The sequence below is a fragment of the Pseudidiomarina sp. PP-1MA genome (genome assembly GCF_041200125.1).
Lineage (GTDB): Bacteria > Pseudomonadota > Gammaproteobacteria > Enterobacterales > Alteromonadaceae > Pseudidiomarina > Pseudidiomarina fusca.
Genome location: NZ_CP165718.1, coordinates 2,554,818 through 2,580,166, shown reverse-complemented (window position 1 = coordinate 2,580,166; position 25,349 = coordinate 2,554,818). Strand labels below are relative to the sequence as shown.

The following is a 25,349-nucleotide window of genomic DNA, read 5'->3' as shown; positions in this document are numbered from 1 at the left end:
GAAGAACAAATATAGCCTAAATTATACTGTATATATGTACAGTATTTGAGGTGGTTTATGGCAACATCTGCAGCCGTTGAAGAATTGCTTCGCAGAGGCTTGCTTTGGCAAGGCCAGGCAATGCCCGAGCAGCAACAGCAACAAGTCGTTGCGAGTGGCTGGCGCGAGCTAAATCAGTATTTAGCAGGAGGCTGGCCGGTCGGGAGTGTAAACGAATTGCAGCTCAGTCAGAGGTTTTCCGGCGAGTTAGCCTTGCTCTTACCCCTGATCAAACAACAAGAGCGTACGACGGTGTGGCTTAATCCGCCAGCATTACCTTATGCGGCAGGACTAGACTATCAGCAGTTAGATTTACGCAAACAGTTGGTTATTCAAGAGGCTGACGCAAAATTAGCGGTTTGGGCGTTAGAGCAAGCGGTTAAGCATCCAGCGGTGGGGCTTGTTTTGGCTTGGTGTGATGAATTAACGGCGGTACAAGTAAGGCGGCTACAAGCCGCAGCTGAAGCGGCGCAAAACCTAGTGTTTATTCTTACCACCAGCAGCACTACAGAAGCACGCTCTTATGTTACTAGGGTGCAGTTACATGGGGTTAAGGTTAAATCGGTGGCAGCGCCAACCCACCTTCACGCCAGTAACGAGCGTTCTACCTCAGTAAGTTATGTCCCCATATTGCAGTTTGCTTTACGCAAGCGCCGCTCCGGTTGGCCGCTAGCCGATTTAGAATGTGCTATCCCCGATTATCTACCTAGGTGGCGTCAACGCTCAGGCCGAAGACTAACAGCTTAGGTGATGTATGAATAAGTGGGTGTATGTGCACTTTCCGCACCTATTATTAGATTATCAATTAGCGCTGCAACCACCTGAGTTGACAGACGCACCACAGATTTTGGTGACTAGTCAGCAGGGGCAACGGCTTGTTCATCAAGCCACAGCGGCGGCTTTAGAGCAAGGCGTTCGGTTACAGATGACTGAAGTGCTAGCCAGCAGTTTAGTCACCCATTTACAGATACGGGATTATCACGAACAACAAGAACAACGCGTGTTACAACAATTAGCGCAATTAGTTTATCAAGACGTTGCTCAGTTGGTGTTAGTACCACCCCAAGGGTTGTTGTGTGAGGTAGCTAGTTTGGTACGCCTGCATGGGGGGTATCCAAACCTGATTAGCTATTTACAGCAGCGTCTACAACAATGGGCACTACGCTATCAGTTAAGTTGTGGTTATAGTCCGCTAAGTGCTCGTCTATTAGCGCAGGCGCAGCAAGGAGTGATAAATGAAAACCCTGCGGTTATTCAGCAGACTTTAGCGGAGTTACCTATTACTGCCTGTGGCTTCACACCAAGTCAGCAGCAGCGCTTGCAAGAAGTAGGAATGCAGAGGCTTGGCCAGCTCATGCAGGTACCTAGAGCTGAGTTAGGTCGCCGGTTCGGCAAGGCGCTCGTGTTATATATGGCGGAGTTACAAGGTGAATTGCCATCACCACAACACTACTATCAGCCACCGCTATCGTTTCAGCAGTACCTAGATTTACTAGCAGAAATTCCTAGTTGGCCGCAGTTGTTATTCCCATTAAAACGGCTGTTGCAACAAGCGGAAGCTTTTTTACAGGGGCATCAACAAAGTACTCGGATGCTGCTAGTCAAGGCTCATCATCGTCATGGCCAACCAACTCAGGTCCGAGTGTCGTTTGCGCATCCGGTCTGGCAACAACAAGATCTACTTCAGCTAAGCCAGCTTCATTTAGAACGCCAGCAATTGGTTCAGCCGGTATTGGGGCTAACAGTCGTGATCCAGCAAACCGAGCCCAGAGTTGCTAGCAACCAAGCACTCTTAACCGAAACTAAGCAATCCGAAACAAACATAGATAGCCTGGTGAGTTTATTGCAGGCTCGTTTAGGTACCGACAAAGTGCATCGGATAACCTTGCATCAGCACTGGCTACCAGAGCAACGAGGGCAATTACAAGCTTGGCAACGAGCGCAAGCAGTGCAAGCCGCTGGTCAGCACAGTTCGTTGCGAGTTAAGCGACCGTTGTGGTTACTGCCTGAGCCACAGCCGATTCAAGTACAAGATTGGGATCTGCATTGGGGACCTGAGCATTTAGCTACGGGCTGGTGGCTATCCGAGCCGGTACAGCGTGATTACTTTATTGGGGTGGATAAAAACCAGCGCCAAGCATGGTTGTTCAAAGATCAGCAAGGGTGGTATTTACATGGTTGGTTCAGTTAAGCCCGTCGCGCTGCATTGTTTAAGTAATTACAGCTTCTTACGTGGAGCCTCGCATCCACATGAATTAATTGAGCAAGCTTACCAACTCGGTTATCAAGCCATCGCCATCACGGACGAATGTTCATTAGCGGGTATTGTGCGCGCTTATGTGGCGGCTCGTGAGTACCCTATTCAGTTATTGGTAGGAAGTGAGTTTCGGCTTGATGACGTGGGTACTTTGGTTGTTTTGGTACGAAATAAGCAGGGTTACGCGCAGTTGTGTGAGCTCATCACGCTAGCCCGTAGCCGTTGTAAAAAAGGTTCTTATTTATTGCAGTTAGATGACTTTGATCAGCGTCTGAGTGACTGCGAGATACTGTGGCGGCCGCTTACATCATTAGGGCTGACCTCTGCACTTTTAGCGCTAGCCCAGCGTTTACGTGGTTTGTTTGGCCAGCGGTTGTGGTTAGCCTACGGGCGCCATTACCAAGCGGATGATGCAGAACAATATAGTCTGTATCAGTCGTTACAACAAAACACCGGGATCAAGGTCGCAGCCGCATGTCAGGTTACTTATCACCAGGCTAGCCGCCAACCCTTGGCCGATGTTTTAGTTGCGATACATGAACAGCAGCCGTTAGATTGTTGTTTAGCACAAATAAAATCGAATCAAGATTATGGACTACGAACCGCCGCAGAGTTGCAGCAATGCTATCCAGCCGAATGGTTAGCAACAGCAGCAGAGGTGGCAAAACAATGTCACTTTTGTTTAAGTGAATTGCAGTACCAATATCCGGCTGAACTGGTGCCCGCAGGAATGAACGCAACAGAATACTTGCGCCAGTTAACCTATGCCGGGGCAGCACAGCGTTTTCCTCAAGGATTAAAAGCAGACGTTAAGGCAAAATTAGAGAAAGAATTGCAGCTTATTGCTCAGCTTAAGTATGAGTATTTCTTTTTAACCATTCACGACATTGTGCAATTTGCTCAACAGCAAGATATTTTGTATCAAGGCCGTGGCTCTGCGGCAAACTCTGTTGTTTGTTATTGCCTGCAGATCACTGCGGTGAACCCGGATCAAATAGATGTGCTCTTTGAGCGCTTTATTTCGGCAGAACGAGACGAGCCACCAGATATTGATGTTGATTTTGAACACCAGCGCCGTGAAGAAGTGATTCAATACATTTATCGTAAGTACGGGCGGCATCGGGCTGCGTTAGCAGCTACCGTGATTCGCTATCGCTTGCGCAGTGCGCTGCGAGATGTCGGTAAAGCGTTAGGCTATCCGGAGCAAGAATTACGCCACTATCTACAACAAATAGATAAGCGTGATACCGAATGTGATTGGCAGCAACAATTATCGGCCAAGGTGCCTGGGCTCTTAGAAACCCAACGAGGCCGTTGGCTATTAACCCTTACGGAAACTATTAAAGGTTTTCCAAGGCATTTATCCCAGCATGTCGGTGGCTTTGTTATTGCTGCGACTAACCTCAATCAATTGGTCCCCGTTGAAAATGCGAGCATGCCAGAGCGTACGGTTATTCAATGGGACAAAGACGATATCGAAGCGCTACGGCTCATAAAAGTAGATATCTTGGCATTAGGTATGCTCAGTGCTCTGCAAAAAATGTTTAAGTTAGTACGCGAGCATTATCAACAAGATTACCATCTTGCGAATATTCCCCCTGCCGACCAGCAGGTCTTCAAGATGTTGCAACAGGCCGATTCTGTAGGAGTGTTTCAAATAGAGTCACGCGCACAAATGAATATGTTGCCGCGTTTAAAGCCCCATTGTTTTTATGATTTAGTGGTGCAGATTGCGATTGTGCGGCCCGGGCCTATTCAGGGGGATATGGTCCATCCTTATTTACGACGTCGAGCCGGGCAAGAGGCAGTAACTTATCCCAGCGCTGCAGTTAAGCAGGTTTTAGCTCGTACGCTAGGGGTGCCTATTTTTCAGGAGCAGGTGATTAAACTCGCCATGGTTGCCGCTGGCTTTAGTGGCGGTGAGGCCGATCAGCTACGTCGCGCTATGGCGAACTGGAAAAGTAACGGCGAATTGCAGCAGTTCGAACATAAGCTTATTCGTGGCATGCTGGCGCGCGGTTATAGTGAAGAGTTTGCTCAACGTATTTTTGCCCAGATTTGTGGGTTTGGTGAATATGGCTTTCCAGAATCTCACTCAGCCAGTTTTGCTAACCTAGCTTATGCGTCGGCTTGGTTAAAGTATCATTATCCCCTAGCCTTTTATTGTGCGCTTTTAAATAGTCTGCCTATGGGATTCTATTCGGCCGATCAACTAATTCAAGATGCTCGTCGCCATCAGTTGGTAGTACTGCCTGCTAATATTCAACAGAGCCACTGGCATCACCATCTAGTTCCTTTACAGCAAGGTTATGGCTTACAACTGGGATTACGATTAGTGAAAGGGTTAGCTGCTGACGAAATCAAGCAACTGATTGAGCAGCGTCCGCGCAGTGGTTTTCGTGATTTACAACAGTTGCGAGACCTAGGCTTATCTGCGGCCGCTTTACAACGTCTCGCTGCTGCAGATGTGCTGGGCAGCCTAGCCGGTAATCGTTACCAAAGCCAATGGCAGAGTTTGGCCCACCAAGCCGAGCAACTGCCCTTGTTTGCGCACCAGCAGACTGCCGAAGCAACCCCTGATTATTTACCCAAACCAAGCGAATTTGCGGATATTGCGGGTGATTACCAAACAACAGGGGTGTCTTTACGGCGTCATCCACTAGCTCTACTTCGTGAGCAGGGGTGGCTGCGCCATAGTAAGTCGGCGCAATCGTTGCAGCTTTGTCGCCATAAGCAACTGGTTACTGTCACGGGGTTAGTGACTTGTCGACAGCGTCCAGGTAGTGCCGGCGGGGTTACTTTTATTACGTTGGAAGATGAAACCGGTATGGCGAACGTGGTTATCTGGGCGCGAGTTGCGAAAGCCTATCGCAAAGCATTTCTTACCAGTCAGCTATTAACAGTAAAAGGCATCTTAGAGCGAGAAGGAGAAGTCATACATATCATAGCGGGTGAACTTATTGATAGTTCTGAGCAATTAGCCCGTCTTGGAATGCAGGCTAATCGCTCACGAGACTTCCATTAACTTATTTGTTGCACATGAAGCAGATAATCTTCTTTTAATTGCACATAGTTATTTGCAGACTGCGGTAAAAAGTTTCGTTCTGCCTGAGATAGAGGACGGGCCTCTTTTACCGGGCTGCCTACATATAAGTATCCACTCTTGAGCGTTTTACCTGGTGGAACCAAACTGCCGGCCCCAATAATCACGTCATCTTCTACTACCGCACCATCCATGATCACCGCCGACATCCCAATTAAGACGCGATTACCTATGCTACAGCCATGCAACATCACATGATGTCCTACTGTAACGTCATCTCCGATTAATAACGGATGCCCATCCGGGTTGCCTTCACTAATTCTACTAACATGAAGCACCGAGTTGTCCTGAACATTGGTACGCGCACCAATTCGGACGAAGTTCACATCACCACGAATAGCAACTAAGGGCCATACACTACTATGTTCACCTAGCTGTACGTCGCCCACAATAACGGCGCTTTGATCGACATAAACATGTTCACCTAATTGTGGCTCAATACCACGATAACTACGAATATCTCCGCTCATGAGTCTCTACTCCCTAATTTGTTATATTTTTGATCTTGCTAAAGTCGTACCTAAAAAGATAGCAGAAAGCGCTAATGCTGGCGAATCGAACAGTTTTTGCTGATTTAAAACGCGCTTCGCTTACAAAACCAGCAGTCAGTAAAAAAACACTTAAAAAGTTGAAAAAGGCGCTTGACGTTGCCAGTAAAATCTCTAAAATGCGCCCCACGCTTGAGGCAGACAACGAAGTCGCCAAAAGCACAAGTTTTGAGTCAGAAAAAAGTTTGCCGAAAGGCTTGACACAAAACTCCAAGGCTGTAGAATACGCCGCCTTGCTTGCTGAAACGCAAGCCGCTTCGAAAGCGAAGCGAACGCTCTTTAACAATATACCAAGCCAAGCAAACTGTGTGGGCACTTACCGGATTCAGGCAGAGAAGCATCTTCGGATGCAACAAAGGTCATGCTCTCTTTAACAAGAGACGGACCACCTGACTGATTGGAAAAGTGCTTAACAAATTAGATTTTATTAAGTCATTGATTCAATGGGTCGATTAAACACTTTAAATTGAAGAGTTTGATCATGGCTCAGATTGAACGCTGGCGGCAGGCCTAACACATGCAAGTCGAGCGGCAGCGGGGAGTAGCTTGCTACTCTGCCGGCGAGCGGCGGACGGGTGAGTAATGCTTGGGAACTTGCCTTTAGGAGGGGGATAACCACGGGAAACTGTGGCTAATACCGCATAATGTCTACGGACCAAAGCAGGGGATCTTCGGACCTTGCACCTAGAGATAGGCCCAAGTGAGATTAGCTAGTTGGTGGGGTAAAGGCCCACCAAGGCGACGATCTCTAGCTGTTCTGAGAGGATGATCAGCCACACTGGGACTGAGACACGGCCCAGACTCCTACGGGAGGCAGCAGTGGGGAATATTGCACAATGGGGGAAACCCTGATGCAGCCATGCCGCGTGTGTGAAGAAGGCCTTCGGGTTGTAAAGCACTTTCAGTGGTGAGGAAGGCTTGTAGATTAATACTCTACAAGATTGACGTTAGCCACAGAAGAAGCACCGGCTAACTCCGTGCCAGCAGCCGCGGTAATACGGAGGGTGCAAGCGTTAATCGGAATTACTGGGCGTAAAGCGTACGTAGGCGGCTTGTTAAGCAAGATGTGAAATCCCCGGGCTCAACCTGGGAATGGCATTTTGAACTGGCAGGCTCGAGTTCTGAAGAGGGTGGTAGAATTTCCAGTGTAGCGGTGAAATGCGTAGATATTGGAAGGAATACCGGTGGCGAAGGCGGCCACCTGGTCAGAAACTGACGCTGAGGTACGAAAGCGTGGGGAGCAAACAGGATTAGATACCCTGGTAGTCCACGCCGTAAACGATGTCAACTAGTTGTTCGTGTCATAAACGATGTGAGTAACGCAGCTAACGCACTAAGTTGACCGCCTGGGGAGTACGGCCGCAAGGTTAAAACTCAAATGAATTGACGGGGGCCCGCACAAGCGGTGGAGCATGTGGTTTAATTCGATGCAACGCGAAGAACCTTACCATCCCTTGACATCCAGTGAATCATCTAGAGATAGAAGAGTGCCTTCGGGAACACTGAGACAGGTGCTGCATGGCTGTCGTCAGCTCGTGTTGTGAGATGTTGGGTTAAGTCCCGCAACGAGCGCAACCCTTATCCTCAGTTGCCAGCACGTAATGGTGGGAACTCTGTGGAGACTGCCGGTGATAAACCGGAGGAAGGTGGGGACGACGTCAAGTCATCATGGCCCTTACGGGATGGGCTACACACGTGCTACAATGGCGCGTACAATGGGAAGCAAGCTAGCGATAGTAAGCGGATCTCAAAAAGCGCGTCGTAGTCCGGATCGGAGTCTGCAACTCGACTCCGTGAAGTCGGAATCGCTAGTAATCGTGGATCAGAATGCCACGGTGAATACGTTCCCGGGCCTTGTACACACCGCCCGTCACACCATGGGAGTGGGCTGCACCAGAAGTAGATAGCTTAACCTTCGGGAGGGCGTTTACCACGGTGTGGTTCATGACTGGGGTGAAGTCGTAACAAGGTAGCCGTAGGGGAACCTGCGGCTGGATCACCTCCTTATGAAAAAGCCTTGAAGAAGTTAAGTGCTCACACAGATTGCCTGGTTTGGTAGATGTAACGGATAGAAACTGGGTCTGTAGCTCAGCTGGTTAGAGCGCACCCCTGATAAGGGTGAGGTCGGTAGTTCAAGTCTACTCAGACCCACCACTTCTGCGGTTATGCTGCGTTGGAAAGCCACTCACATACTGATGTATGCTTCGTGCCTTCCCGCCTTGCCTAACCTTGAAGTTAGTCTTATCGGTTTGTTGGTTTGGTTGGTTATTTTCACGAATAACGAACAGCGCCGCGTACGAATAGCGTAGCGCACGAACAACGACACGGGGCCATAGCTCAGCTGGGAGAGCGCCTGCCTTGCACGCAGGAGGTCAGCGGTTCGATCCCGCTTGGCTCCACCACTTCTTAGTTATCGAACAGCGAAGCGTACGAACAGCGCAGCGCACGAATAACGAACAACGGTTTTTATCCAAAGTTAGCGATAAACATTCTTACGAGAATCTTTATCAGTAACTTGATGTTACACCGCTCTTTAACAATATGAACAAGCTGATTGTAATAAAGTAATGAAATGCCACTCTACTTGAATCCAAAAATGGTAGAGGCGTATCGAACTTGTGTACAGCAAAGAAACAGCCCATAGAGCTCGAATAAACATTTTCGGGTTGTATGGTTAAGTGACTAAGCGTAGACGGTGGATGCCTAGGCAGTTGGAGGCGATGAAGGACGTACTAACTTGCGATAAGCCATGATGAGGCAGTAAGAGCCGCTTGAGTCATGGATTTCCGAATGGGGAAACCCAGTGTGCATGCACACTATCTTGCACTGAATCCATAGGTGTAAGAAGCGAACCCGGAGAACTGAAACATCTAAGTACCCGGAGGAAAAGAAATCAACCGAGATTTCCCTAGTAGCGGCGAGCGAACGGGAATTAGCCCTTAAGCAATCATGGTTCTAGTGGAATGAGTTGGAAAGCTCAACGATACAGGGTGATAGTCCCGTACACGAAGGAAACATGAAGGTGAAAACGAGTAGGTCGGGACACGTGTTATCTTGACTGAATATGGGGGGACCATCCTCCAAGGCTAAATACTCCCAACTGACCGATAGTGAACCAGTACCGTGAGGGAAAGGCGAAAAGAACCCCGGCGAGGGGAGTGAAATAGAACCTGAAACCGTCTACGTACAAGCAGTAGGAGCACCTTCGTGGTGTGACTGCGTACCTTTTGTATAATGGGTCAGCGACTTATATTTTGTAGCAAGGTTAACCGAATAGGGGAGCCGTAGGGAAACCGAGTCTTAACTGGGCGTCTAGTTGCAAGGTATAGACCCGAAACCGGGCGATCTAGCCATGGGCAGGTTGAAGATTGAGTAACATCAATTGGAGGACCGAACTCACTAATGTTGAAAAATTAGGAGATGACCTGTGGCTCGGAGTGAAAGGCTAATCAAGCCCGGAGATAGCTGGTTCTCCCCGAAAGCTATTTAGGTAGCGCCTCGGACGAATACCACTGGGGGTAGAGCACTGTTTGGGCTAGGGGGTCATCCCGACTTACCAACCCCATGCAAACTCCGAATACCAGTGAGTACTATCCGGGAGACACACGGCGGGTGCTAACGTCCGTCGTGAAGAGGGAAACAACCCAGACCGCCAGCTAAGGTCCCCAAGTCATGGCTAAGTGGGAAACGATGTGGGAAGGCTTAGACAGCTAGGAGGTTGGCTTAGAAGCAGCCATCCTTTAAAGAAAGCGTAATAGCTCACTAGTCGAGTCGGCCTGCGCGGAAGATGTAACGGGGCTAAGCCATGCACCGAAGCTGCGGCAGCAAACTTGTTTGCTGGGTAGGGGAGCGTTCTGTAAGCCGTTGAAGGTGTGTTGAGAAGCATGCTGGAGGTATCAGAAGTGCGAATGCTGACATGAGTAACGATAATGGGGGTGAAAAACCCCCACGCCGGAAGACCAAGGTTTCCTATCCCATGTTAATCAGGGTAGGGTAAGTCGGCCCCTAAGGCGAGGCCGAAAGGCGTAGTCGATGGGAAACGGGTTAATATTCCCGTACCGACATGAACTGCGATGGGGGGACGGAGAAGGCTAGGCAAGCCGGGTGTTGGTTATCCCGGTGAAAGTATGTAGGTTGGTGGTTTAGGAAAATCCGGACCGCTTAGACTGAGATACGAGACGAGCATCTACGGATGCGAAGTTGTTGATGCCATGCTTCCAGGAAAAGCCTCTAAGCTTCAGGTTCATGTTGACCGTACCCCAAACCGACACAGGTGGTCAGGTAGAGAATACTAAGGCGCTTGAGAGAACTCGGGTGAAGGAACTAGGCAAAATAGTACCGTAACTTCGGGAGAAGGTACGCCAGAGCTGGTGAAGTCCACACGGACGGAGCCGGAGCTGGCCGCAGTGACCAGGTGGCTGGGACTGTTTATTAAAAACACAGCACTCTGCAAAATCGAAAGATGACGTATAGGGTGTGACACCTGCCCGGTGCCGGAAGGTTAATTGATGGGGTTAGCGTAAGCGAAGCTCTTGATCGAAGCCCCGGTAAACGGCGGCCGTAACTATAACGGTCCTAAGGTAGCGAAATTCCTTGTCGGGTAAGTTCCGACCTGCACGAATGGTGTAACCATGGCCACGCTGTCTCCACCCGAGACTCAGTGAAATTGAAATCGCCGTGAAGATGCGGTGTACCCGCGGCTAGACGGAAAGACCCCGTGAACCTTTACTACAGCTTGGCACTGAACATTGAACCTCCATGTGTAGGATAGGTGGGAGGCTATGAAGCGTTGGCGCTAGTTGACGTGGAGCCATCCTTGAAATACCACCCTTGTATGTTTGATGTTCTAACTTAGCCCCATTATCTGGGGTGAGGACAGTGCCTGGTGGGTAGTTTGACTGGGGCGGTCTCCTCCCAAAGAGTAACGGAGGAGCACGAAGGTTGGCTAAGTACGGTCGGACATCGTACGGTTAGTGTAATGGCACAAGCCAGCTTAACTGCGAGACAGACACGTCGAGCAGGTGCGAAAGCAGGTCATAGTGATCCGGTGGTTCTGAATGGAAGGGCCATCGCTCAACGGATAAAAGGTACTCCGGGGATAACAGGCTGATACCGCCCAAGAGTTCATATCGACGGCGGTGTTTGGCACCTCGATGTCGGCTCATCACATCCTGGGGCTGTAGTCGGTCCCAAGGGTATGGCTGTTCGCCATTTAAAGTGGTACGCGAGCTGGGTTTAGAACGTCGTGAGACAGTTCGGTCCCTATCTGCCGTGGGCGTTTGAGAGTTGAGAGGGGTTGCTCCTAGTACGAGAGGACCGGAGTGAACGAACCGCTGGTGTTCGGGTTGTCATGCCAATGGCACTGCCCGGTAGCTACGTTCGGAATCGATAACCGCTGAAAGCATCTAAGCGGGAAGCGAGCCTCAAGATAAGCTCTCACTGACATGTAATTGTCCTAAAGGGTCGTTGGAGACTACAACGTTGATAGGCGGGGTGTGGAAGCGTAGTAATGCGTTGAGCTAACCCGTACTAATTGCCCGTGAGGCTTAACCATACAACACCGAAGGTGTTTAGGGCTGTAGCCAAGACATAAGTTCGAGCTTCTACTAGGCTCAACTAGAGTGGTGCATTACGGCACGACAATCAGCGAATTCATATTGTACAAGTTTACGCCTGGCGGCAATAGCGAAGTGGAACCACCTGATCCATTCCGAACTCAGAAGTGAAACGCTTCCGCGCCGATGGTAGTGTAGGGTCTCCCTATGCGAGAGTAGGTCACCGCCAGGCACCAAATACGAACAACCCCTAGCAGCTATGCTAGGGGTTTTTTCGTTGTGCGCTCGAAAAGATCGCTAACGGTTGGCGGCTCCCCATCACACAAACCTTTCTAAAAAATAGAACAAAATTGTCTATAATTGCCGATATTAATTTCAATAAATGAGACTAAAATAACAGATGTAACTTGGAGACTGACTATGCTCAAGAACTCAAAACGTAGCTACGGCTGGGTGGCAATTATCATGCATTGGTTAACAGCTATGATGGTTTTTGCCTTATTCGGCTTAGGCTATTGGATGTTAACACTGGGCTACTACGATGCCTGGTATCGATTAGGCCCATGGTGGCATAAATCATTTGGCATGACGTTGTTATTGCTCACCATCTTTAGGCTGACCTGGAAACTTACGCAACCAAGACCCACAGCTATTGGCAAGACGTTTGAGCAAGTAGGTGCCAAGTTAGGACACGCACTGATTTATGCATTGTTGTTTATTACCATGATCAGTGGTTACCTCATTTCAACGGCGGATGGGCGTGGAATCTCGGTGTTTGATTGGTTTGAAGTACCAGCCTTGATCACCTCCATACCGCAGCAAGAAGACATCGCTGGACAGGTGCATTGGTATGCCGCACTGAGTCTTGTGATTATAGCGATTGGACATGGTATTGCAGGCTTAAGGCATCACTTTATAAACAAAGATGAAACCCTAAAGCGCATGCTACGACCATTAAAAGATTAATTAATAACGGAGATTTATCATGAAAAAACTTTTATTAGCCACGATTATGTCAGCTAGTTTTTTAGCAGCAGCTCCGGTGCAAGCCGAAGATTATGTGATTGATACGGACGGTGCTCATGCATTCGTACAATTTAAGGTTAGCCACTTAGGCTACAGCTGGTTGCTCGGTCGGTTCAACGATTTTGAAGGAACCTTCAGTTACGACGAGGCCAACCCTAGTGCAGCCAAAGTTAATGTAACTATTGACGTGGCAAGCTTAGACAGTAATCACGCCGAGCGTGACAAGCATTTACGCAGCGCTGACTTCTTTAACGTTGGTAAATACCCGCAAGCTAAGTTTGAATCAACGAGCTACACTGCTAACGGCGACGGTACTGGTGTTTTGAAGGGTAACTTTACTTTGCACGGTACTACTAAACCCATTTCAATTGATGTGACAGAAATTGGCGCTGGGCAAGACCCTTGGGGAGGATTCCGTCGCGGGTTTGAAGGGGCGGTGACAATTACTCCAGCGGATTTTGGTATGGATTATGATTTGGGTCCAGCATCTGAAACCGTAGAAATCTATTTGTCGATTGAAGGTATTCGTAAGTAATAGCAATGATAAAAAAGGGCAGTAATAACTGCCCTTTCATTCAATGATGCAGTGCTTAAGATGAGTGCTGTAGCCCTTCACGATAGGCACGTAAAGCAGCGTTGGTATCGCCTAAGGCATCATAGGTTTGAGCCAGATCGAACCATGCTCGCTGCGATGGTGCTAATTCAGTAGCTTTACGCAATGCCCGTTGTGCTAACGAGTAGTCTTTGCTGAGGTAGGCCATCTGACCTAAAGCTTGCAACAACAGCGCATCATCGGGATGTTGCTTTAATTGCTGTTGTAACCATTCCCGTAATTCTGTGCCGGCAACCAATAACTGACGCTGCAGTAATTCCGCTAATTCTAACTGTCCACGTTTTAACCCACGAGCAGCTATCTTGTCGGCAGCAGTGCTTTGTTCGAGCTTAATCAGTGTCTGTAAGTAAGCCGTCCTGATCGCTGTGGTGGCACGTTGTTCTTTGCTTAAGCTTTGCCAATATTGGCGTAATGAAGGTAAGCTTAACTTCGCTGCGGCTAGCATCAAGGCTAAGAATGTTTGCTCAGTAAGCTCCGCTAATTCGGTAGCGCTGAACAAATTTAATTGTGCTGCAGTTGGCAATAAATCAGAAATTTCACGGTACTTATGTAAGTTGCGGTAACTCAAAATCGCTAACTTAACGAGCTGCGGGTGATGAGGATACTGCTTCAATAAACCGGCTAGCTCGGTTATTCGACTACTTGCATTAGCAGGATCTGCCCGTAAAGAAAATAACATCTCCGCTAAGCGAAAATCATCGGTACGGCCAGTCTTATTGAGCCAGTCTTGGGCTTGTTTTAAATCACCTAATTGGGCTGCGATGTATGCTGCTAATAAGGCATCTTGCTGATCTTTGCCAAGCTGATAACAACGATTGATGTTGCGTGAAGCTAGCACATAGTCGCCTTGTAGCAGTGCTTCAAGGGCGTCAGTATAGGCGTCACCAGCTTTGGCTTCACGGCGTCTACCAAACCAACTCATACCCCAGCTGGTACCGCGAATGATCCGGCGAATGCCAGTTAAAAGTAGCCGTAGCACTAAAATCAATAAGGTTAGGATAATAATGGCCGCAACGATACTGGTCTCTATAGTCCATTGACCCAAGCTGATCAGAATGTAACCGGTGTTGCCTGACCACAGAGGGCCTATCAATAACCCTGCAATCAATAAAATAATCAGCGTTAGCGCAAACCTCATAAGTCCTCCTCAGCGGTTTGCCCTACGGCATATTGATCAGCTAATCGGGAAAGGAGAGCAACAGCAGGTAACTGAGCTGGTAACTCAGGCTGCAATTTGGCCGCTTGTAAGGTCATCAATTGCTCGAGGATAGGCTCAATATCCGCGTTATCGCTGATCTCGGTGATAGTTGTTAGTTGCTCGATTGCAGTGGCTAGGGCCTGCTCAAAAACTTGCTGCGAGCCGCTCAGAGCTGCCTGCTGGGCTAGTTGCAACTGCAGTAACACGCGCTCTTTGCTGGCGGTAAAATAGGTATCGGCAATTAAAGGCTGCACCGGGGTATCACGACGTTGCACCCGAATTAACTTATCCATAAGTGCCGTGAAACTTTGTTTAAAGCGTTGCCAGCCACTCGCAGCGGCCTCGTTTACCGAATTGCTAACACCTGGTGTAGGCTGCTGATACCAGTGACTATGCTGTAGTTGATTGCGTAAACTTCCTAGCGTGAGCGTGATGCTTTCGCGTTGTTGTGCTGGCAATGAGCTTAAGCGCAAAATGTCATCTGCTAGCGCCTGACGAACTGCTTGATGAGCGGGATTACTCAATGCTCGCAGGTGCGAATCGGCGAGTTTTAATAACTCAACTGCAGCAGCAATATCTTGTTCTATCCACAACTTACTTGCGGCGCGTTCCGCTAGTGCCCGCGCTTCAAAAATTCGCCAGCTTGATTGCTGAGTGATATCCAGTTGCGCTAGTTCGGCTTGTACAGAACGAACCGCTATTTGGTTACTCTCTAAGAGGTCGGCTTGTTCGTTAAGAGCTCGCTGTAGCCCGCGATTGGATTGTTGGATCTGCTCGTCAACAGTGGCTTTAAAGGTATCATTTTGGGATTTTAGATCTTGCTGTAACTGGCTAAACTGTTGCTCTAGTGTGGAATATTGGCGAGTTAACTCATGCAATTGCTGTGCTTGTTTAAGCACGACCACCTGATAGCCATACCAGAGTGCAGCTCCTGCGGCTGCAAGCACGAGCACTGCGACCAACCAGCCCATACCACCGCGCCGCGATTTACTCATTGGTGTGGTGGTCTCGGTAGCGCTATCGATATCGGTAGGGCTATCAATTTCAGCTGCCGCATCGTTATCCTTAGTTGATTTGGTTGGCGTCATAGAATGGTATCCTGTTGGTTCTTAATGGCTTTTACCCAAGCCTGAGTGAGAGCAAAGGGAGTAGCGCTATCAGCAACTACACATGCTCGTTGGTAGCTAGCAGGTAGCATGCGTGCTAACCGCTCACTAGCGACAACCCAATAACATTGGGCTAACCAAGTTGATGCAGAGCTGGGCATCGCAGTAAGAAAATAATCGAGCTGCTCGGCACTGGTGACCATAATGCCCTGTACCTGAGTTTGCCACTGGGTAATAAGCTGCGGTTTAATAGCTACGGGAGTGCGTTGATAAACTTCCAAATAGTGTACGTCGGCACCTCGTGCGCGTAAGGTCTCCGCAAAGACCTCGCGGCCACCATGTCCGCGTACTAGCAACCAGCGTTGGCCAGCTACCTGCTGTAGCTCCGGCAACTCTAGTAAAGCATCACTATTGTGTTGCCGCCATGGACAAGTAACAGGTCGGCCAACGGTTGCTGCAATAGCTGCGGCACTAGTAGGGCCAACGGCAAACCAGCGTGCCATCGGTACCGGGACATCGGCAGCCCATGCTTGTTTTTGTTCTGCAAAATAGCGGGCAGCATTTACGCTAACCATCAACCCTGCATCCCAAGGTTCAGCCAAGAGTTGCACGTAACTACTGTTGGGGTCGTCATAGCTACTAATTTTCACCATGCTAAAGCATTCGGTCTGTAAGTCGCCTAGCTCGAGCTGTTTAGCTTGTTGCTGTAAGCGCATTTGCACAGGTTTAGACTGTTCGTCAGGGCGTAAAATAAGTAGCTTATGATTCATGAATGTAGCTCGTTCTCAGCGTAGACATCTTTCAGGATGACATCAGCACCGCGGGATAACAAATATTCCGCTAATTCAATGCCTAATTGCTCGGCATCATCACGCAGACCGCGAATGTCGCCTTCAATGATCTCGCTACCATCAGGACGCCCCACCAAACCACGTAAATGCAGTTCGTCGCCATGCAACTCAGCATAGGCACCGATAGGTACTTGGCAACCACCTTGTAGGCGTCGATTCATCGCCCGTTCAGCTAATACGCAACTACGTGTGTCCGGGCAGGTTAAGGGCGCTAAGAGTTCTTTGGTACGAGCATCATCACTACGGCATTCAATGCCTAACACGCCTTGGCCATTAGCGGGTAAACAGGTTTCTGCCGGAATTCGCTGGCTAATACGATGTTGTAGCTCCAGCCGGATAAGCCCTGATGCGGCTAAAATAATGGCATCAAATTGGCCTTCATCAAGTTTGTTCAAGCGGGTCTGCACATTGCCACGTAAGTCTTTGACAACCAAGTGAGGAAACTGTGCCAATACTTGGCATTTGCGGCGCAAGCTGCAGGTGCCGACCACGGCTCCTTCAGGAAGCTGATCAAGGCTTGCATAGGTATTTGAGACAAAGGCATCTCGCGGATCTTCGCGCCCACAAATACCAAAGAGCTCAAGCCCTGGTGGAAACTCCACCGGTAAATCCTTCATAGAATGCACAGCTAAATCGGCATGGCCCTCTAACATCGCCACTTCAAGTTCTTTGACGAAGAGGCCTTTACCACCAATTTTGGCCAGCGGTGTATCTAAAATCACATCTCCGCGGGTGCTCATAGGTAGTAACTCAACCGTGAGCCCTTCGTGCAGGGCCTCTAAACGTGCTTTAATGTGTTCTGCTTGCCACATCGCCAGCATGCTTTTACGTGTAGCAATACGTAGTGTCTCACTCATCCTTTATCCCCACATCCTGATTAGCTTAATGGAGCTAGTGTCACGTCAGTTTCAGCTTGCTTGCTGGCTGCTTCACTCAATAATTGCCACAATTCAGCACCCGTCCGGTTATCAATCCAGACACCATCACGATACTCAAAATGATGACCATTAAATTTGGTTGCAACCCACAACTGCTGTAGGGGTGGCTGCTTATTAATCACCATTTTCGTGTTATTAGGAAACGTCAGCTCCAGAATATCTCCGCCCGATTCAGTATCTATGTCTACGTGGCAGGCTTCAACAGCCTCTTCAATAGCTAAAATAGTAGCTTCTGCTAATTCATGATAGTCGTGCTCTTGCATGTCCACTCCTAATAATGACATTTGTGCGTCTCAATGCGATGATAGACACCATACGATTTATGACCCAAATAAAGTAGGTACAGTTTACCGATGTTTAATCTGAAAGTAATGCGTCTGATCATTGTAGCAGGATCGCTGACGTTGGTCGCCTGCGGACAAAAAGGTCCGCTTGAACTACCGCCACCGGCTGAGCCTAATCAAACACCAGTAACCACAGCTTTGCTACAGGATAAAAGCCAATGAGTTTTGATTACCTGCAGCAGCAATTACATGCGGAACAGTGTCCGCTCAATGAGCTGGCTGAACGCTTTGGTACGCCATTGTTTGTTTATTCCAAAGCTCAGTTGCTGGCTAATTGGCAGCAATTCGCTAAGGTTTGGCCGGCACCTCACCGACTCTGTTATGCGGTTAAGGCTAACAGCAACTTGGCTATTCTTAATCAACTGGCCAAACTGGGCGCAGGCTTTGACATAGTCTCAGGTGGAGAACTCGCGCGTGTACTGGCTGCAGGTGGACGCGCTGATAGCGTCGTTTTTTCTGGCGTCGCAAAAACGCGGGCAGAAATGCGCTATGCTCTAGAGCAAGGCATCTACTGTTTTAACGTGGAATCGGCGGCAGAATTAGAACGTTTGAATGATGTCGCCGCGGCGCTGGATAAGGTGGCTCCGGTCAGTCTGAGGATTAATCCGGACGTGGATGCGCAAACCCATCCTTATATATCAACGGGGCTAAAAACCAATAAGTTTGGTATTGCCATGACGGATGCGGTCGCTTTGGCACGGCATGCGGCAAGCCTAAAGAATCTTGATTTAAAAGGCTTGGATTGTCACATCGGCTCGCAAATTTTAAAAGCCAGTCCGTTTCTTGATGCCGCTGACATCATGCTCGATTTAATTCGCCAGTTACGCAGCGAAGGCATTCATATTCGGCACTTAGATATGGGCGGTGGTATGGGCATATCCTACAACCATGAACAGCCGATAGATGTAAGTGATTACTTACTTAAGTTGCAGCAAAAAGCTCAAGATGTGACCGATTTGACACTGATGTTAGAGCCAGGTCGAGCGATTGTTGGTAACGCTGGCGTTATGCTAACTCGGGTTGAATTTAATAAACCAGGTTTGGATAAGAATTTCTTATTGGTTGATGCAGGGATGAATGATTTACTCCGCCCCGCGCTGTACCAGGCCTATCATGACATCATCCCGGTTCGCCAAAGTGATGCTGAACCCAGTATCGTGGATGTGGTTGGGCCGGTTTGTGAGACCGGTGATTTTCTTGGCCACGCTCGTCATATTGCAGCAGTTGAGGGGGATGTCTTAGCTGTCTTAAATGCCGGTGCTTATGGCTTTACTATGAGCTCCAATTACAACTCTCGTCCGCGTGCAGCTGAAGTGCTGGTGGATGGTGATCGTGCCCATTTAATTCGTGCGCGCGAGCCTTTAGAGCAACTATGGCAGGGCGAACAGCTGGTGGAGGAGTCACGATGAATTTCTCCAAAATGCATGGTTTGGGTAATGATTTTATGGTGATTGATAATGTCACCCAGAATATTTATATCAACCCAGAAAATATCAGACATTGGGCCGATAGACACCGCGGTGTGGGTTTTGACCAAATGCTCTTAGTTGAGCCACCGTACGATCCGGATTTAGATTTTCATTACCGAATTTTTAATGCCGATGGAACTGAAGTATCCCAGTGCGGTAATGGCGCTCGTTGTTTTGCGCTGTTTGTAAAAATGAAAGGATTGAGCCACAAAAACCATCTGAAAGTAAGCACCAAAGCCGGCCGCATGGTCTTGCATCATGAGCGTGATGGGCGTATCACCGTAGAGATGGGCTTACCACAATTTGCGCCAGCTGAGGTTCCCTTTAAAGCGAATAAAGAAGAGCTAACCTACATTTTACGCGAGCAAGACCAAACGATTTTGTGTGGGGTGATGGGTATAGGTAACCCGCACGCAGTTATTGAGGTGGATAACGTACAAACCGCCCCGGTAGCAACGCTTGGTCAGGCGCTGGCAACCCACGAGCGCTTTCCAGAAGGTGTGAATGTGGGCTTTATGCAGATAATCGCTCGTGATCGTGTGCGTTTGCGCGTGTTTGAGCGCGGCGTTGGCGAAACTCAAGCTTGTGGCAGTGGTGCTTGTGCCGCCGCCGTGATTGGTATGCGTCAAGGCAAATTAGATGAACAGGTTACAGTTGAGTTACCAGGTGGTAGCCTCTCAATTCGCTGGCAGTCAGGTCAAACCGTACGCATGACGGGCCCCGCGGAACATATTTATGATGGATATTTAAAGCTATGACAGGTGAGTTAATCAAGGATCCGAAAACATTAGTGGATGATACGCTGATCGCTGAATATTTGGCTGAAAATCCAGATTTTTTTGAGCGTCATCCGCAGTTGCTGCAGCACATGCGGCTACGCCATGAGCAACAAGGTACCGTAAGCCTGGTTGAGCGTCAGCAACAAGTATTGCGGCAGCGAGTTGGTCAGCTGGAAGATGATATTACCGAATTGATGATCACGGCTAAACGCAATGAGCAACTCTTTAATATCTACAGCGAGCTGTATATTGCTTTACTCGATTGTCACAGCTTGGCCGATATCATGAATTGTTTACAGGCTACCTTTGCCGAGCAGCTCAACATGCCGGCAGTGAGCTTGAAATTCTTCGCCAGCCCACTGCCCCTACCAGAGCAATTCACTTTTATTGCTGACACTCACAAACAGTTACTAAGTAAGCGTTTTAATGACACTAACTTGTACTTAGGTCGCCTCACTGAAAGTGAGCAACGGTTGCTGTTTCCTGAGCAAGCCATTGCTTCAGTGGCGCTACTGCTCTTGGGTGAACAAGGCGAATTAGGCATGCTGGCTATAGGCAATCAAGATGCCAGCCATTTTCAGCCAACCATGGATGCGGTGTTGATTAATCAATTACGCCATTTATTGAGTAAATTGCTGCCGCCTTTACTACAGCACCAAACGCAACCGGGCCAGGAATAATGCAACTCAGTGCGCTCAAACATCGGTTTATTCATCACTTAGCCGGCGAGCGCGGATTAGCTCAACATACGCTCAATAGTTACGACCGAATTTTGGTGGAAGACCTCAATAGTTTGGCTGAGCAACGGATTGAGCAAGCACAACAACTGCAATTACCAGTATTAGAGCGGTTATTCATTAGCTGGCGTCGCCGAGGGCTTGGTGACGCATCGCTAGCTTTACGGTTAGCCGCGTGGCGTACTTTTTGTGATTATTTGCTTCGCGAAGGTGAACTACAGGATAACCCGGCCAAACAACTGAAAGCTCCTCGTGCGGCCAAGCGACTGCCAAAGAACCTTGATATAGACAGCATTAGTCAGTTATTGCAACTACCACAAAATGAGCCTTTGGCGCTGCGTGATGCTGCCATTATGGAACTGCTGTACTCCAGTGGCATTCGTTTAGCTGAGTTGGTGGCACTAGATGTTGATGCCATTAATCCGCGCCATCGTGAGCTGCGGGTCTTTGGTAAAGGGAGTAAAACTCGGATTGTGCCTTACGGACGCTGCGCCGCAGCTGCACTTGAGCGCTGGTTGCCGGTACGGACACAGTGGCTGCAAGGCAATTTAACCGAGCTTGCTCTGTTTGTTACCCAGCGGCAAACACGAATGAGTCCGCGGACAGTGCAGCAGCGCTTGAACTACTGGGGCGAACAGCAAGGACTAAAAGGCTCATTGCATCCGCATAAGCTGCGTCATTCGTTTGCGTCGCATATGTTAGAATCAAGTGGTGACTTACGTGCTGTGCAAGAATTATTAGGGCACGCAAACTTAAGTACAACTCAGGTTTATACCCATTTGGATTTTCAGCATTTAGCCAAGGTCTATGACGGAGCCCACCCGCGCGCCCGCAAAAAGTAGTCATTCAAGTAAGGAATAAATAATGCAGTTTTATCGACGACTGTTACCTGTCGCAGCAGTTAGTTTTGATCTGGATGATACCCTCTATAACAACGTGCCAGTGATGCAACGCGCCGAGCAAGCCGTTCGAGATTATGTGGTACGTGAATTCCCTCAAACAGCTACCTGGCAGCCGCACGACTGGGCTCAATTACGCCAACAAATCATGCAACGCGATGTTCGTTTAGCCAGCGATATGACCCAACTTAGACTAACTGCTCTAGCCGCGGGGCTGGCGCACTTTGGCGTGCCAAGTGCAGAAGCAGAAGCGGGTGCTACTGCAGCGATGGCCGAGTTTATGCGGTATCGTAATTTGGTTGAAATTGATCCCCAAGTACATCAGTTACTGGCACAACTGAGTGCCAAGTTACCCGTAATTGCGATAAGCAATGGTAACGTGAACGTGACTGAGATTGGCCTAGCTCCTTATTTTCAATTGATACTGCAGCCCAATGCAGAGCTACGTGGAAAACCATTTACCGACATGTTTGAGGCCGCCGCTAGACAGTTTCCAGAACTACATCCGCAGCAGTGGTTGCACGTTGGTGATAGCCCCTACGCCGATGTTTTAGGGGCGCACCGAGCGGGTTGGCAAAGTGCCTGGTTTACCGGTGGGCTTGGTCAAGCTGAGCATTTGCGAGTGCTGCCAACGCTTGCTTATCAGCGCCTTGAAGACCTAACGCAGCATTTATTAAAGTAAGTTGCTTCGCTAAATAACTGGTTGCATATACAGTATTAGAAAACTAAACTGCCGCAAGCGCCAGTAATTTTCATTTTAATAGATACCTAAGCTCGGATAACTTTATGACTCAGCACCCTTTACTCGCCCAACTTAATGACAAGCAACAACAAGCAGTAGCTGCGCATGAGCGGCACATGCTAGTTCTTGCTGGCGCGGGGAGCGGTAAAACCCGGGTGCTGGTACACCGAATCGCTTGGTTGCTGCAAGAGCAGCGGGTATCGCCCCATAGCATCATGGCCGTTACTTTCACCAATAAAGCAGCCGCAGAAATGCGTGGACGGATTGAGCAGATTTTAGGTAATTCTGTACGCGCTATGTGGATCGGAACCTTCCACGGGCTAGCTCATCGTCTTTTACGCGCTCACTTTATGGACGCTAAGCTGCCGCAAAATTTCCAAATCCTTGATAGCGATGACCAGCAACGATTACTTAAACGTATCATTAAAAATAAAAACTTAGATGAAAAACGTTGGCCAGCTAAACAAGCCCAGTGGTTTATTAATGCCAAGAAGGACGAAGGATTACGTCCGCACCATTTGGATGGCTTTGATTTTAATGAGCGCACCTTTAAAGAGATCTATGAAGAATATCAAATAGCTTGTGACCGTGCGGGGCTGGTGGATTTTGCCGAGCTATTACTGCGAGCACATGAACTGCTGCGCGACAACGCTATTGTCCGGGAGCACTATCAGCGCCGCTTTCGGCATATTTTAGTGGACGAGTTTCAAGACACTAACTCGATTCAATACGCATGGATAAAGTTACTCTCAGGCGTTAGTAACAGCGCTGAAGCTACCAATTATGTCACCATTGTCGGCGATGATGATCAGTCTATTTATGGCTGGCGCGGTGCCAAAGTAGAAAACATTCAGCAGTTTTTACGAGACTATCCAAATGTACTAACCATCCGCTTAGAACAAAACTACCGTTCGTCCAATAATATTCTCCAGGCTGCCAACCAAGTGATTGCCAACAATAACGATCGCTTAGGTAAAGAATTATGGACCGAAGACGGAAGTGGTGATGCGATAGATCTTTATGCCGCTTTTAATGAGATGGACGAAGCACGCTATGTTGCCGGACAAATCGAGCAGTGGCATGAACAAGGCCATGCCCTGCAAGATGTCGCGATTTTGTATCGTAGTAATGCGCAATCACGGGTAATTGAAGAAGCTTTATTGCATGCGCGTATTCCCTACCGAATTTATGGCGGCTTGCGATTCTTTGATAGACAAGAAGTCAAAGATGCGCTGGCTTATTTGCGGCTGTTAGCCAGTCGCAACGATGATGCGGCACTAGAGCGTGTGATCAACACTCCCACGCGAGGTATCGGCGATAGAACCCTGGCTATTATCCGTGATGGGGCCCGAGCTCGTGGAACCACCATGTGGGATGCGGCCAAGCAATTGGTGCAGGAGAAGATTCTCAATGGTCGCGCCGGTAATGCCGTACAAGCGTTTTTAGATTTAATCGACCGATTGGAAGACGATGTCAGTGACTTTCCGTTAGGACGACAGGTCGATACTATTATCAAAAGCTCCGGTTTGATGGCGATGTATCAAGCTGAAAAAGGTGAGAAAGCTGAAACCCGGGTAGAAAACTTAAAAGAGTTAGTGAATGCCTGCGATAATTTCCATGCTTTTGATGAGCAAAACAACGATGAGAATATGACGCCGTTGAACAGCTTTTTGGCTCATGCAGCCCTTGAGTCAGGCGATGAGCAAGCGGAAGAACATCAGGATGCAGTGCAGTTAATGACTCTGCATAGTGCTAAGGGCTTAGAGTTTCCGTTAGTGTTTATGGTAGGGGTAGAAGAAGGCCTGTTTCCATCGCAACAGTCTTTGGATGAAAGCGGACGATTAGCTGAAGAGCGCCGGCTTATGTACGTTGGCATGACCCGCGCGATGCAAAAATTAGTGATTAGCTATGCTGAACAGCGACGTATTTATGGGCAAGAGTTCTTTCATAAAGTAAGCCGTTTTGTGGGTGAGATGCCTCCCGAAACCCTCCACCATGTTCGCTTACAAAGCCGAACTCAGCATCACAGCCCTGCGCTTGGCCGCTTTCATAGTGGAGCCAGCCACGAGACCTTTGAGCAAACGGGCTATGAGCTGGGGCAGCGCGTACGACATCCTAAATTTGGTGAGGGTACCGTGCTTAATTACGAAGGCGTAGGAGCCCAAAGCCGCATTCAAATTAACTTTGACGGTGTAGGCTCCAAATGGTTAATGACTGCCTATGCTCGTTTAGAGCGGTGTTGATGTACCAGTGAGTCAAAACTATACAGCGCCAGTGCAGCCCAAATAATGCCAAAGGTGACCAGTTTATCTGACGCTAACGGCTCGTGATAAACCCAGACAGCGAGAATAAACATCAGGCTTGGCCCTATGTATTGAAAAAAGCCTAAAGTGGAATAGCGGATCCGCTGTGCTGCTGCCGTAAAACAGAGCAGCGGCGCGGTAGTTACCACTCCTGCCGCTACCAGTAGACTGTTGATTTGCCAGCTATTGTCGAGCATGTTCACGTTATCTGATTGAGCGAAAAAGAGCATATAAACCAGTACGATAGGTAACAAGATCACAGTCTCTAGCCACAGCCCAGTAATAGAATCTATCGGAAGGCGCTTACGAATAGCACCGTAAATTGCAAAACTACTCGCTAAGATAAGAGCCACCCAAGGTACCGAACCAAACGATACCACTTGAATAAACACTCCAGTAAAAGCTAACCCTATTGCTACCAGCTGTAAGCGCCGCATCCGTTCGGCAAAAAACGCCATCCCGATAGCCACATTAAGCAATGGGTTAATGTAATAACCTAAGCTGGCATCTAAAATGTGGTCGTTGTTGATCGCCCAGATAAAAAGAAACCAATTACCGCCCAGTAAAAAGGTCGCAACAGTAAGACGCAACATGTGCTTGCGATTCTGTAACACGGGTTTGAGCCGGCCACCACGACGCAAGAGCAGAATAAGCGCTAACACCAGAACAAATGACCAAATAATACGATGGCTAACAATTTCTATCGCCGGCACACTCTCGAGGGCTTTGAAGTAAACCGGTGCAATGCCCCACATGGTATAAGCAGCAATAGCAAATAGCACGCCCTGGCGGCTACGTTGGGTGGTCTCAGTCATTATGGTCGGATCTCACGTTCGTGCGAT

At 48.7% G+C, this 25,349-nt stretch carries 20 protein-coding genes, 2 tRNA genes and 3 rRNA genes; 18 read left to right on the top strand and 7 right to left on the bottom strand.

The window, feature by feature from the left end:
• Positions 1–57 precede the first annotated feature (57 nt).
• Genes AB8S08_RS12145 through AB8S08_RS12135 form a run of 3 tightly spaced genes read left to right on the top strand, consistent with a single transcriptional unit; the run spans position 58 to position 5,321 of the window.
• Positions 58–786: a hypothetical protein gene (locus AB8S08_RS12145; protein ID WP_369742902.1), complete on the top strand. Its 729-nt coding sequence runs from the start codon at positions 58–60 to the stop codon at positions 784–786.
• Positions 787–793: 7 nt separating this feature from the next.
• Positions 794–2,230, top strand: coding sequence for a DNA polymerase Y family protein (locus AB8S08_RS12140; RefSeq protein ID WP_369742901.1), 1,437 nt, complete (start codon positions 794–796; stop codon positions 2,228–2,230).
• The gene (locus AB8S08_RS12135; RefSeq protein ID WP_369742900.1) at positions 2,214–5,321 is read left to right on the top strand and encodes an error-prone DNA polymerase; all 3,108 of its coding nucleotides are present in this window, start codon (positions 2,214–2,216) and stop codon (positions 5,319–5,321) included. Before AB8S08_RS12140 ends, AB8S08_RS12135 begins: the two co-directional genes overlap by 17 nt.
• Here AB8S08_RS12135 and AB8S08_RS12130 read toward each other — a convergent pair.
• Entirely contained in the window at positions 5,318–5,869 is a 552-nt protein-coding gene (locus AB8S08_RS12130) for a gamma carbonic anhydrase family protein (protein ID WP_110076796.1), read from the bottom strand. The two genes, AB8S08_RS12135 and AB8S08_RS12130, sit on opposite strands and share 4 nt — an antisense overlap.
• Positions 5,870–5,943: 74 nt before the next feature.
• Between AB8S08_RS12130 and AB8S08_RS12125 the strand changes: the two genes are divergently transcribed.
• The 8 genes from AB8S08_RS12125 (at position 5,944) to AB8S08_RS12090 (ending at position 13,063) form a co-directional block, all read left to right on the top strand.
• The gene (locus tag AB8S08_RS12125; protein WP_369742899.1) at positions 5,944–6,321 is read left to right on the top strand and encodes a hypothetical protein; all 378 of its coding nucleotides are present in this window, start codon (positions 5,944–5,946) and stop codon (positions 6,319–6,321) included.
• A gap of 89 nt (positions 6,322–6,410) precedes the next feature.
• Positions 6,411–7,954: ribosomal RNA gene (locus AB8S08_RS12120) — 16S ribosomal RNA — on the top strand.
• 70 nt (positions 7,955–8,024) lie between these two features.
• Positions 8,025–8,101 (top strand) — tRNA-Ile (locus AB8S08_RS12115).
• A gap of 172 nt (positions 8,102–8,273) precedes the next feature.
• Positions 8,274–8,349: transfer RNA gene (locus tag AB8S08_RS12110), tRNA-Ala, on the top strand.
• A 270-nt stretch (positions 8,350–8,619) separates the two neighbouring features.
• Positions 8,620–11,501 (top strand): 23S ribosomal RNA (locus AB8S08_RS12105).
• A gap of 118 nt (positions 11,502–11,619) precedes the next feature.
• A 5S ribosomal RNA gene (gene rrf, locus AB8S08_RS12100) occupies positions 11,620–11,734 on the top strand.
• Together the 16S, 23S and 5S rRNA genes with 2 tRNA genes alongside form the textbook arrangement of a ribosomal RNA operon.
• Before the next feature lie 188 nt (positions 11,735–11,922).
• Positions 11,923–12,468, top strand: a complete 546-nt coding sequence (locus AB8S08_RS12095) for a cytochrome b (RefSeq protein ID WP_369742898.1) — start codon at positions 11,923–11,925, stop codon at positions 12,466–12,468.
• A 19-nt stretch (positions 12,469–12,487) separates the two neighbouring features.
• Positions 12,488–13,063 (top strand): YceI family protein, encoded by a 576-nt coding sequence (locus AB8S08_RS12090; RefSeq protein WP_369742897.1) that lies wholly within the window; start codon positions 12,488–12,490, stop codon positions 13,061–13,063.
• A gap of 55 nt (positions 13,064–13,118) precedes the next feature.
• Here the strand turns inward: AB8S08_RS12090 and AB8S08_RS12085 are convergent, their stop codons facing one another.
• From AB8S08_RS12085 to cyaY, 5 genes are read right to left on the bottom strand one after another with little or no spacing between them, the layout of a single operon-like run.
• Entirely contained in the window at positions 13,119–14,279 is a 1,161-nt protein-coding gene (locus tag AB8S08_RS12085; RefSeq protein WP_369742896.1) for a heme biosynthesis HemY N-terminal domain-containing protein, read from the bottom strand.
• On the bottom strand, positions 14,276–15,427 hold the full coding sequence (locus AB8S08_RS12080) for a uroporphyrinogen-III C-methyltransferase (protein ID WP_369742895.1): 1,152 nt from the start codon (positions 15,425–15,427) through the stop codon (positions 14,276–14,278). Before AB8S08_RS12080 ends, AB8S08_RS12085 begins: the two co-directional genes overlap by 4 nt.
• Complete coding sequence (locus AB8S08_RS12075; RefSeq protein ID WP_369742894.1) at positions 15,424–16,215, bottom strand: uroporphyrinogen-III synthase; 792 nt, start codon at positions 16,213–16,215, stop codon at positions 15,424–15,426. Before AB8S08_RS12075 ends, AB8S08_RS12080 begins: the two co-directional genes overlap by 4 nt.
• The gene (gene hemC / locus AB8S08_RS12070) at positions 16,212–17,153 is read right to left on the bottom strand and encodes a hydroxymethylbilane synthase (RefSeq protein ID WP_369742893.1); all 942 of its coding nucleotides are present in this window, start codon (positions 17,151–17,153) and stop codon (positions 16,212–16,214) included. The genes AB8S08_RS12075 and hemC overlap by 4 nt, the downstream gene beginning before the upstream one ends.
• A 20-nt stretch (positions 17,154–17,173) precedes the next feature.
• On the bottom strand, positions 17,174–17,497 hold the full coding sequence (gene cyaY, locus AB8S08_RS12065; RefSeq protein WP_110076479.1) for an iron donor protein CyaY: 324 nt from the start codon (positions 17,495–17,497) through the stop codon (positions 17,174–17,176).
• 90 nt (positions 17,498–17,587) lie between these two features.
• Between cyaY and AB8S08_RS12060 the strand changes: the two genes are divergently transcribed.
• The 7 genes from AB8S08_RS12060 to uvrD all read left to right on the top strand — a co-directional run bounded on the left by AB8S08_RS12060 (position 17,588) and on the right by uvrD (position 24,447).
• Positions 17,588–17,740, top strand: a complete 153-nt coding sequence (locus tag AB8S08_RS12060; RefSeq protein ID WP_202912510.1) for a lipoprotein — start codon at positions 17,588–17,590, stop codon at positions 17,738–17,740.
• Positions 17,737–18,987, top strand: coding sequence for a diaminopimelate decarboxylase (gene lysA / locus AB8S08_RS12055; RefSeq protein ID WP_369742892.1), 1,251 nt, complete (start codon positions 17,737–17,739; stop codon positions 18,985–18,987). Before AB8S08_RS12060 ends, lysA begins: the two co-directional genes overlap by 4 nt.
• On the top strand, positions 18,984–19,805 hold the full coding sequence (gene dapF, locus AB8S08_RS12050) for a diaminopimelate epimerase (RefSeq protein WP_110076477.1): 822 nt from the start codon (positions 18,984–18,986) through the stop codon (positions 19,803–19,805). The genes lysA and dapF overlap by 4 nt, the downstream gene beginning before the upstream one ends.
• Complete coding sequence (locus AB8S08_RS12045) at positions 19,802–20,506, top strand: DUF484 family protein (RefSeq protein WP_110076476.1); 705 nt, start codon at positions 19,802–19,804, stop codon at positions 20,504–20,506. The genes dapF and AB8S08_RS12045 overlap by 4 nt, the downstream gene beginning before the upstream one ends.
• Positions 20,506–21,405 carry a tyrosine recombinase XerC gene (locus tag AB8S08_RS12040; protein ID WP_110076475.1) on the top strand — a complete coding sequence of 300 codons (900 nt, stop codon included), beginning with the start codon at positions 20,506–20,508 and terminating at the stop codon, positions 21,403–21,405. The genes AB8S08_RS12045 and AB8S08_RS12040 overlap by 1 nt, the downstream gene beginning before the upstream one ends.
• 22 nt (positions 21,406–21,427) lie before the next feature.
• The gene (locus AB8S08_RS12035) at positions 21,428–22,144 is read left to right on the top strand and encodes an HAD-IA family hydrolase (protein ID WP_313932913.1); all 717 of its coding nucleotides are present in this window, start codon (positions 21,428–21,430) and stop codon (positions 22,142–22,144) included.
• Between the two features lie 104 nt (positions 22,145–22,248).
• Positions 22,249–24,447 carry a DNA helicase II gene (gene uvrD, locus AB8S08_RS12030; RefSeq protein ID WP_369742891.1) on the top strand — a complete coding sequence of 733 codons (2,199 nt, stop codon included), beginning with the start codon at positions 22,249–22,251 and terminating at the stop codon, positions 24,445–24,447.
• Here the strand turns inward: uvrD and rarD are convergent.
• Positions 24,423–25,322 (bottom strand): EamA family transporter RarD, encoded by a 900-nt coding sequence (gene rarD / locus AB8S08_RS12025; RefSeq protein ID WP_110076472.1) that lies wholly within the window; start codon positions 25,320–25,322, stop codon positions 24,423–24,425. The two genes, uvrD and rarD, sit on opposite strands and share 25 nt — an antisense overlap.
• Positions 25,323–25,349 lie beyond the last annotated feature (27 nt).

What these genes read in the sequence shown, in the direction of transcription:
- AB8S08_RS12145 (WP_369742902.1), top strand. Translation starts at nt 58, where the DNA reads ATGGCAACATCTGCAGCCGTTGAAGAATTGCTTCGCAGAGGCTTGCTT.
- AB8S08_RS12140 (WP_369742901.1), top strand. Translation starts at nt 794, where the DNA reads ATGAATAAGTGGGTGTATGTGCACTTTCCGCACCTATTATTAGATTAT.
- AB8S08_RS12135 (WP_369742900.1), top strand. Translation starts at nt 2,214, where the DNA reads ATGGTTGGTTCAGTTAAGCCCGTCGCGCTGCATTGTTTAAGTAATTAC.
- AB8S08_RS12130 (WP_110076796.1), bottom strand. Translation starts at nt 5,869, where the DNA reads ATGAGCGGAGATATTCGTAGTTATCGTGGTATTGAGCCACAATTAGGT.
- AB8S08_RS12125 (WP_369742899.1), top strand. Translation starts at nt 5,944, where the DNA reads ATGCTGGCGAATCGAACAGTTTTTGCTGATTTAAAACGCGCTTCGCTT.
- AB8S08_RS12095 (WP_369742898.1), top strand. Translation starts at nt 11,923, where the DNA reads ATGCTCAAGAACTCAAAACGTAGCTACGGCTGGGTGGCAATTATCATG.
- AB8S08_RS12090 (WP_369742897.1), top strand. Translation starts at nt 12,488, where the DNA reads ATGAAAAAACTTTTATTAGCCACGATTATGTCAGCTAGTTTTTTAGCA.
- AB8S08_RS12085 (WP_369742896.1), bottom strand. Translation starts at nt 14,279, where the DNA reads ATGAGGTTTGCGCTAACGCTGATTATTTTATTGATTGCAGGGTTATTG.
- AB8S08_RS12080 (WP_369742895.1), bottom strand. Translation starts at nt 15,427, where the DNA reads ATGACGCCAACCAAATCAACTAAGGATAACGATGCGGCAGCTGAAATT.
- AB8S08_RS12075 (WP_369742894.1), bottom strand. Translation starts at nt 16,215, where the DNA reads ATGAATCATAAGCTACTTATTTTACGCCCTGACGAACAGTCTAAACCT.
- hemC (WP_369742893.1), bottom strand. Translation starts at nt 17,153, where the DNA reads ATGAGTGAGACACTACGTATTGCTACACGTAAAAGCATGCTGGCGATG.
- cyaY (WP_110076479.1), bottom strand. Translation starts at nt 17,497, where the DNA reads ATGCAAGAGCACGACTATCATGAATTAGCAGAAGCTACTATTTTAGCT.
- AB8S08_RS12060 (WP_202912510.1), top strand. Translation starts at nt 17,588, where the DNA reads ATGTTTAATCTGAAAGTAATGCGTCTGATCATTGTAGCAGGATCGCTG.
- lysA (WP_369742892.1), top strand. Translation starts at nt 17,737, where the DNA reads ATGAGTTTTGATTACCTGCAGCAGCAATTACATGCGGAACAGTGTCCG.
- dapF (WP_110076477.1), top strand. Translation starts at nt 18,984, where the DNA reads ATGAATTTCTCCAAAATGCATGGTTTGGGTAATGATTTTATGGTGATT.
- AB8S08_RS12045 (WP_110076476.1), top strand. Translation starts at nt 19,802, where the DNA reads ATGACAGGTGAGTTAATCAAGGATCCGAAAACATTAGTGGATGATACG.
- AB8S08_RS12040 (WP_110076475.1), top strand. Translation starts at nt 20,506, where the DNA reads ATGCAACTCAGTGCGCTCAAACATCGGTTTATTCATCACTTAGCCGGC.
- AB8S08_RS12035 (WP_313932913.1), top strand. Translation starts at nt 21,428, where the DNA reads ATGCAGTTTTATCGACGACTGTTACCTGTCGCAGCAGTTAGTTTTGAT.
- uvrD (WP_369742891.1), top strand. Translation starts at nt 22,249, where the DNA reads ATGACTCAGCACCCTTTACTCGCCCAACTTAATGACAAGCAACAACAA.
- rarD (WP_110076472.1), bottom strand. Translation starts at nt 25,322, where the DNA reads ATGACTGAGACCACCCAACGTAGCCGCCAGGGCGTGCTATTTGCTATT.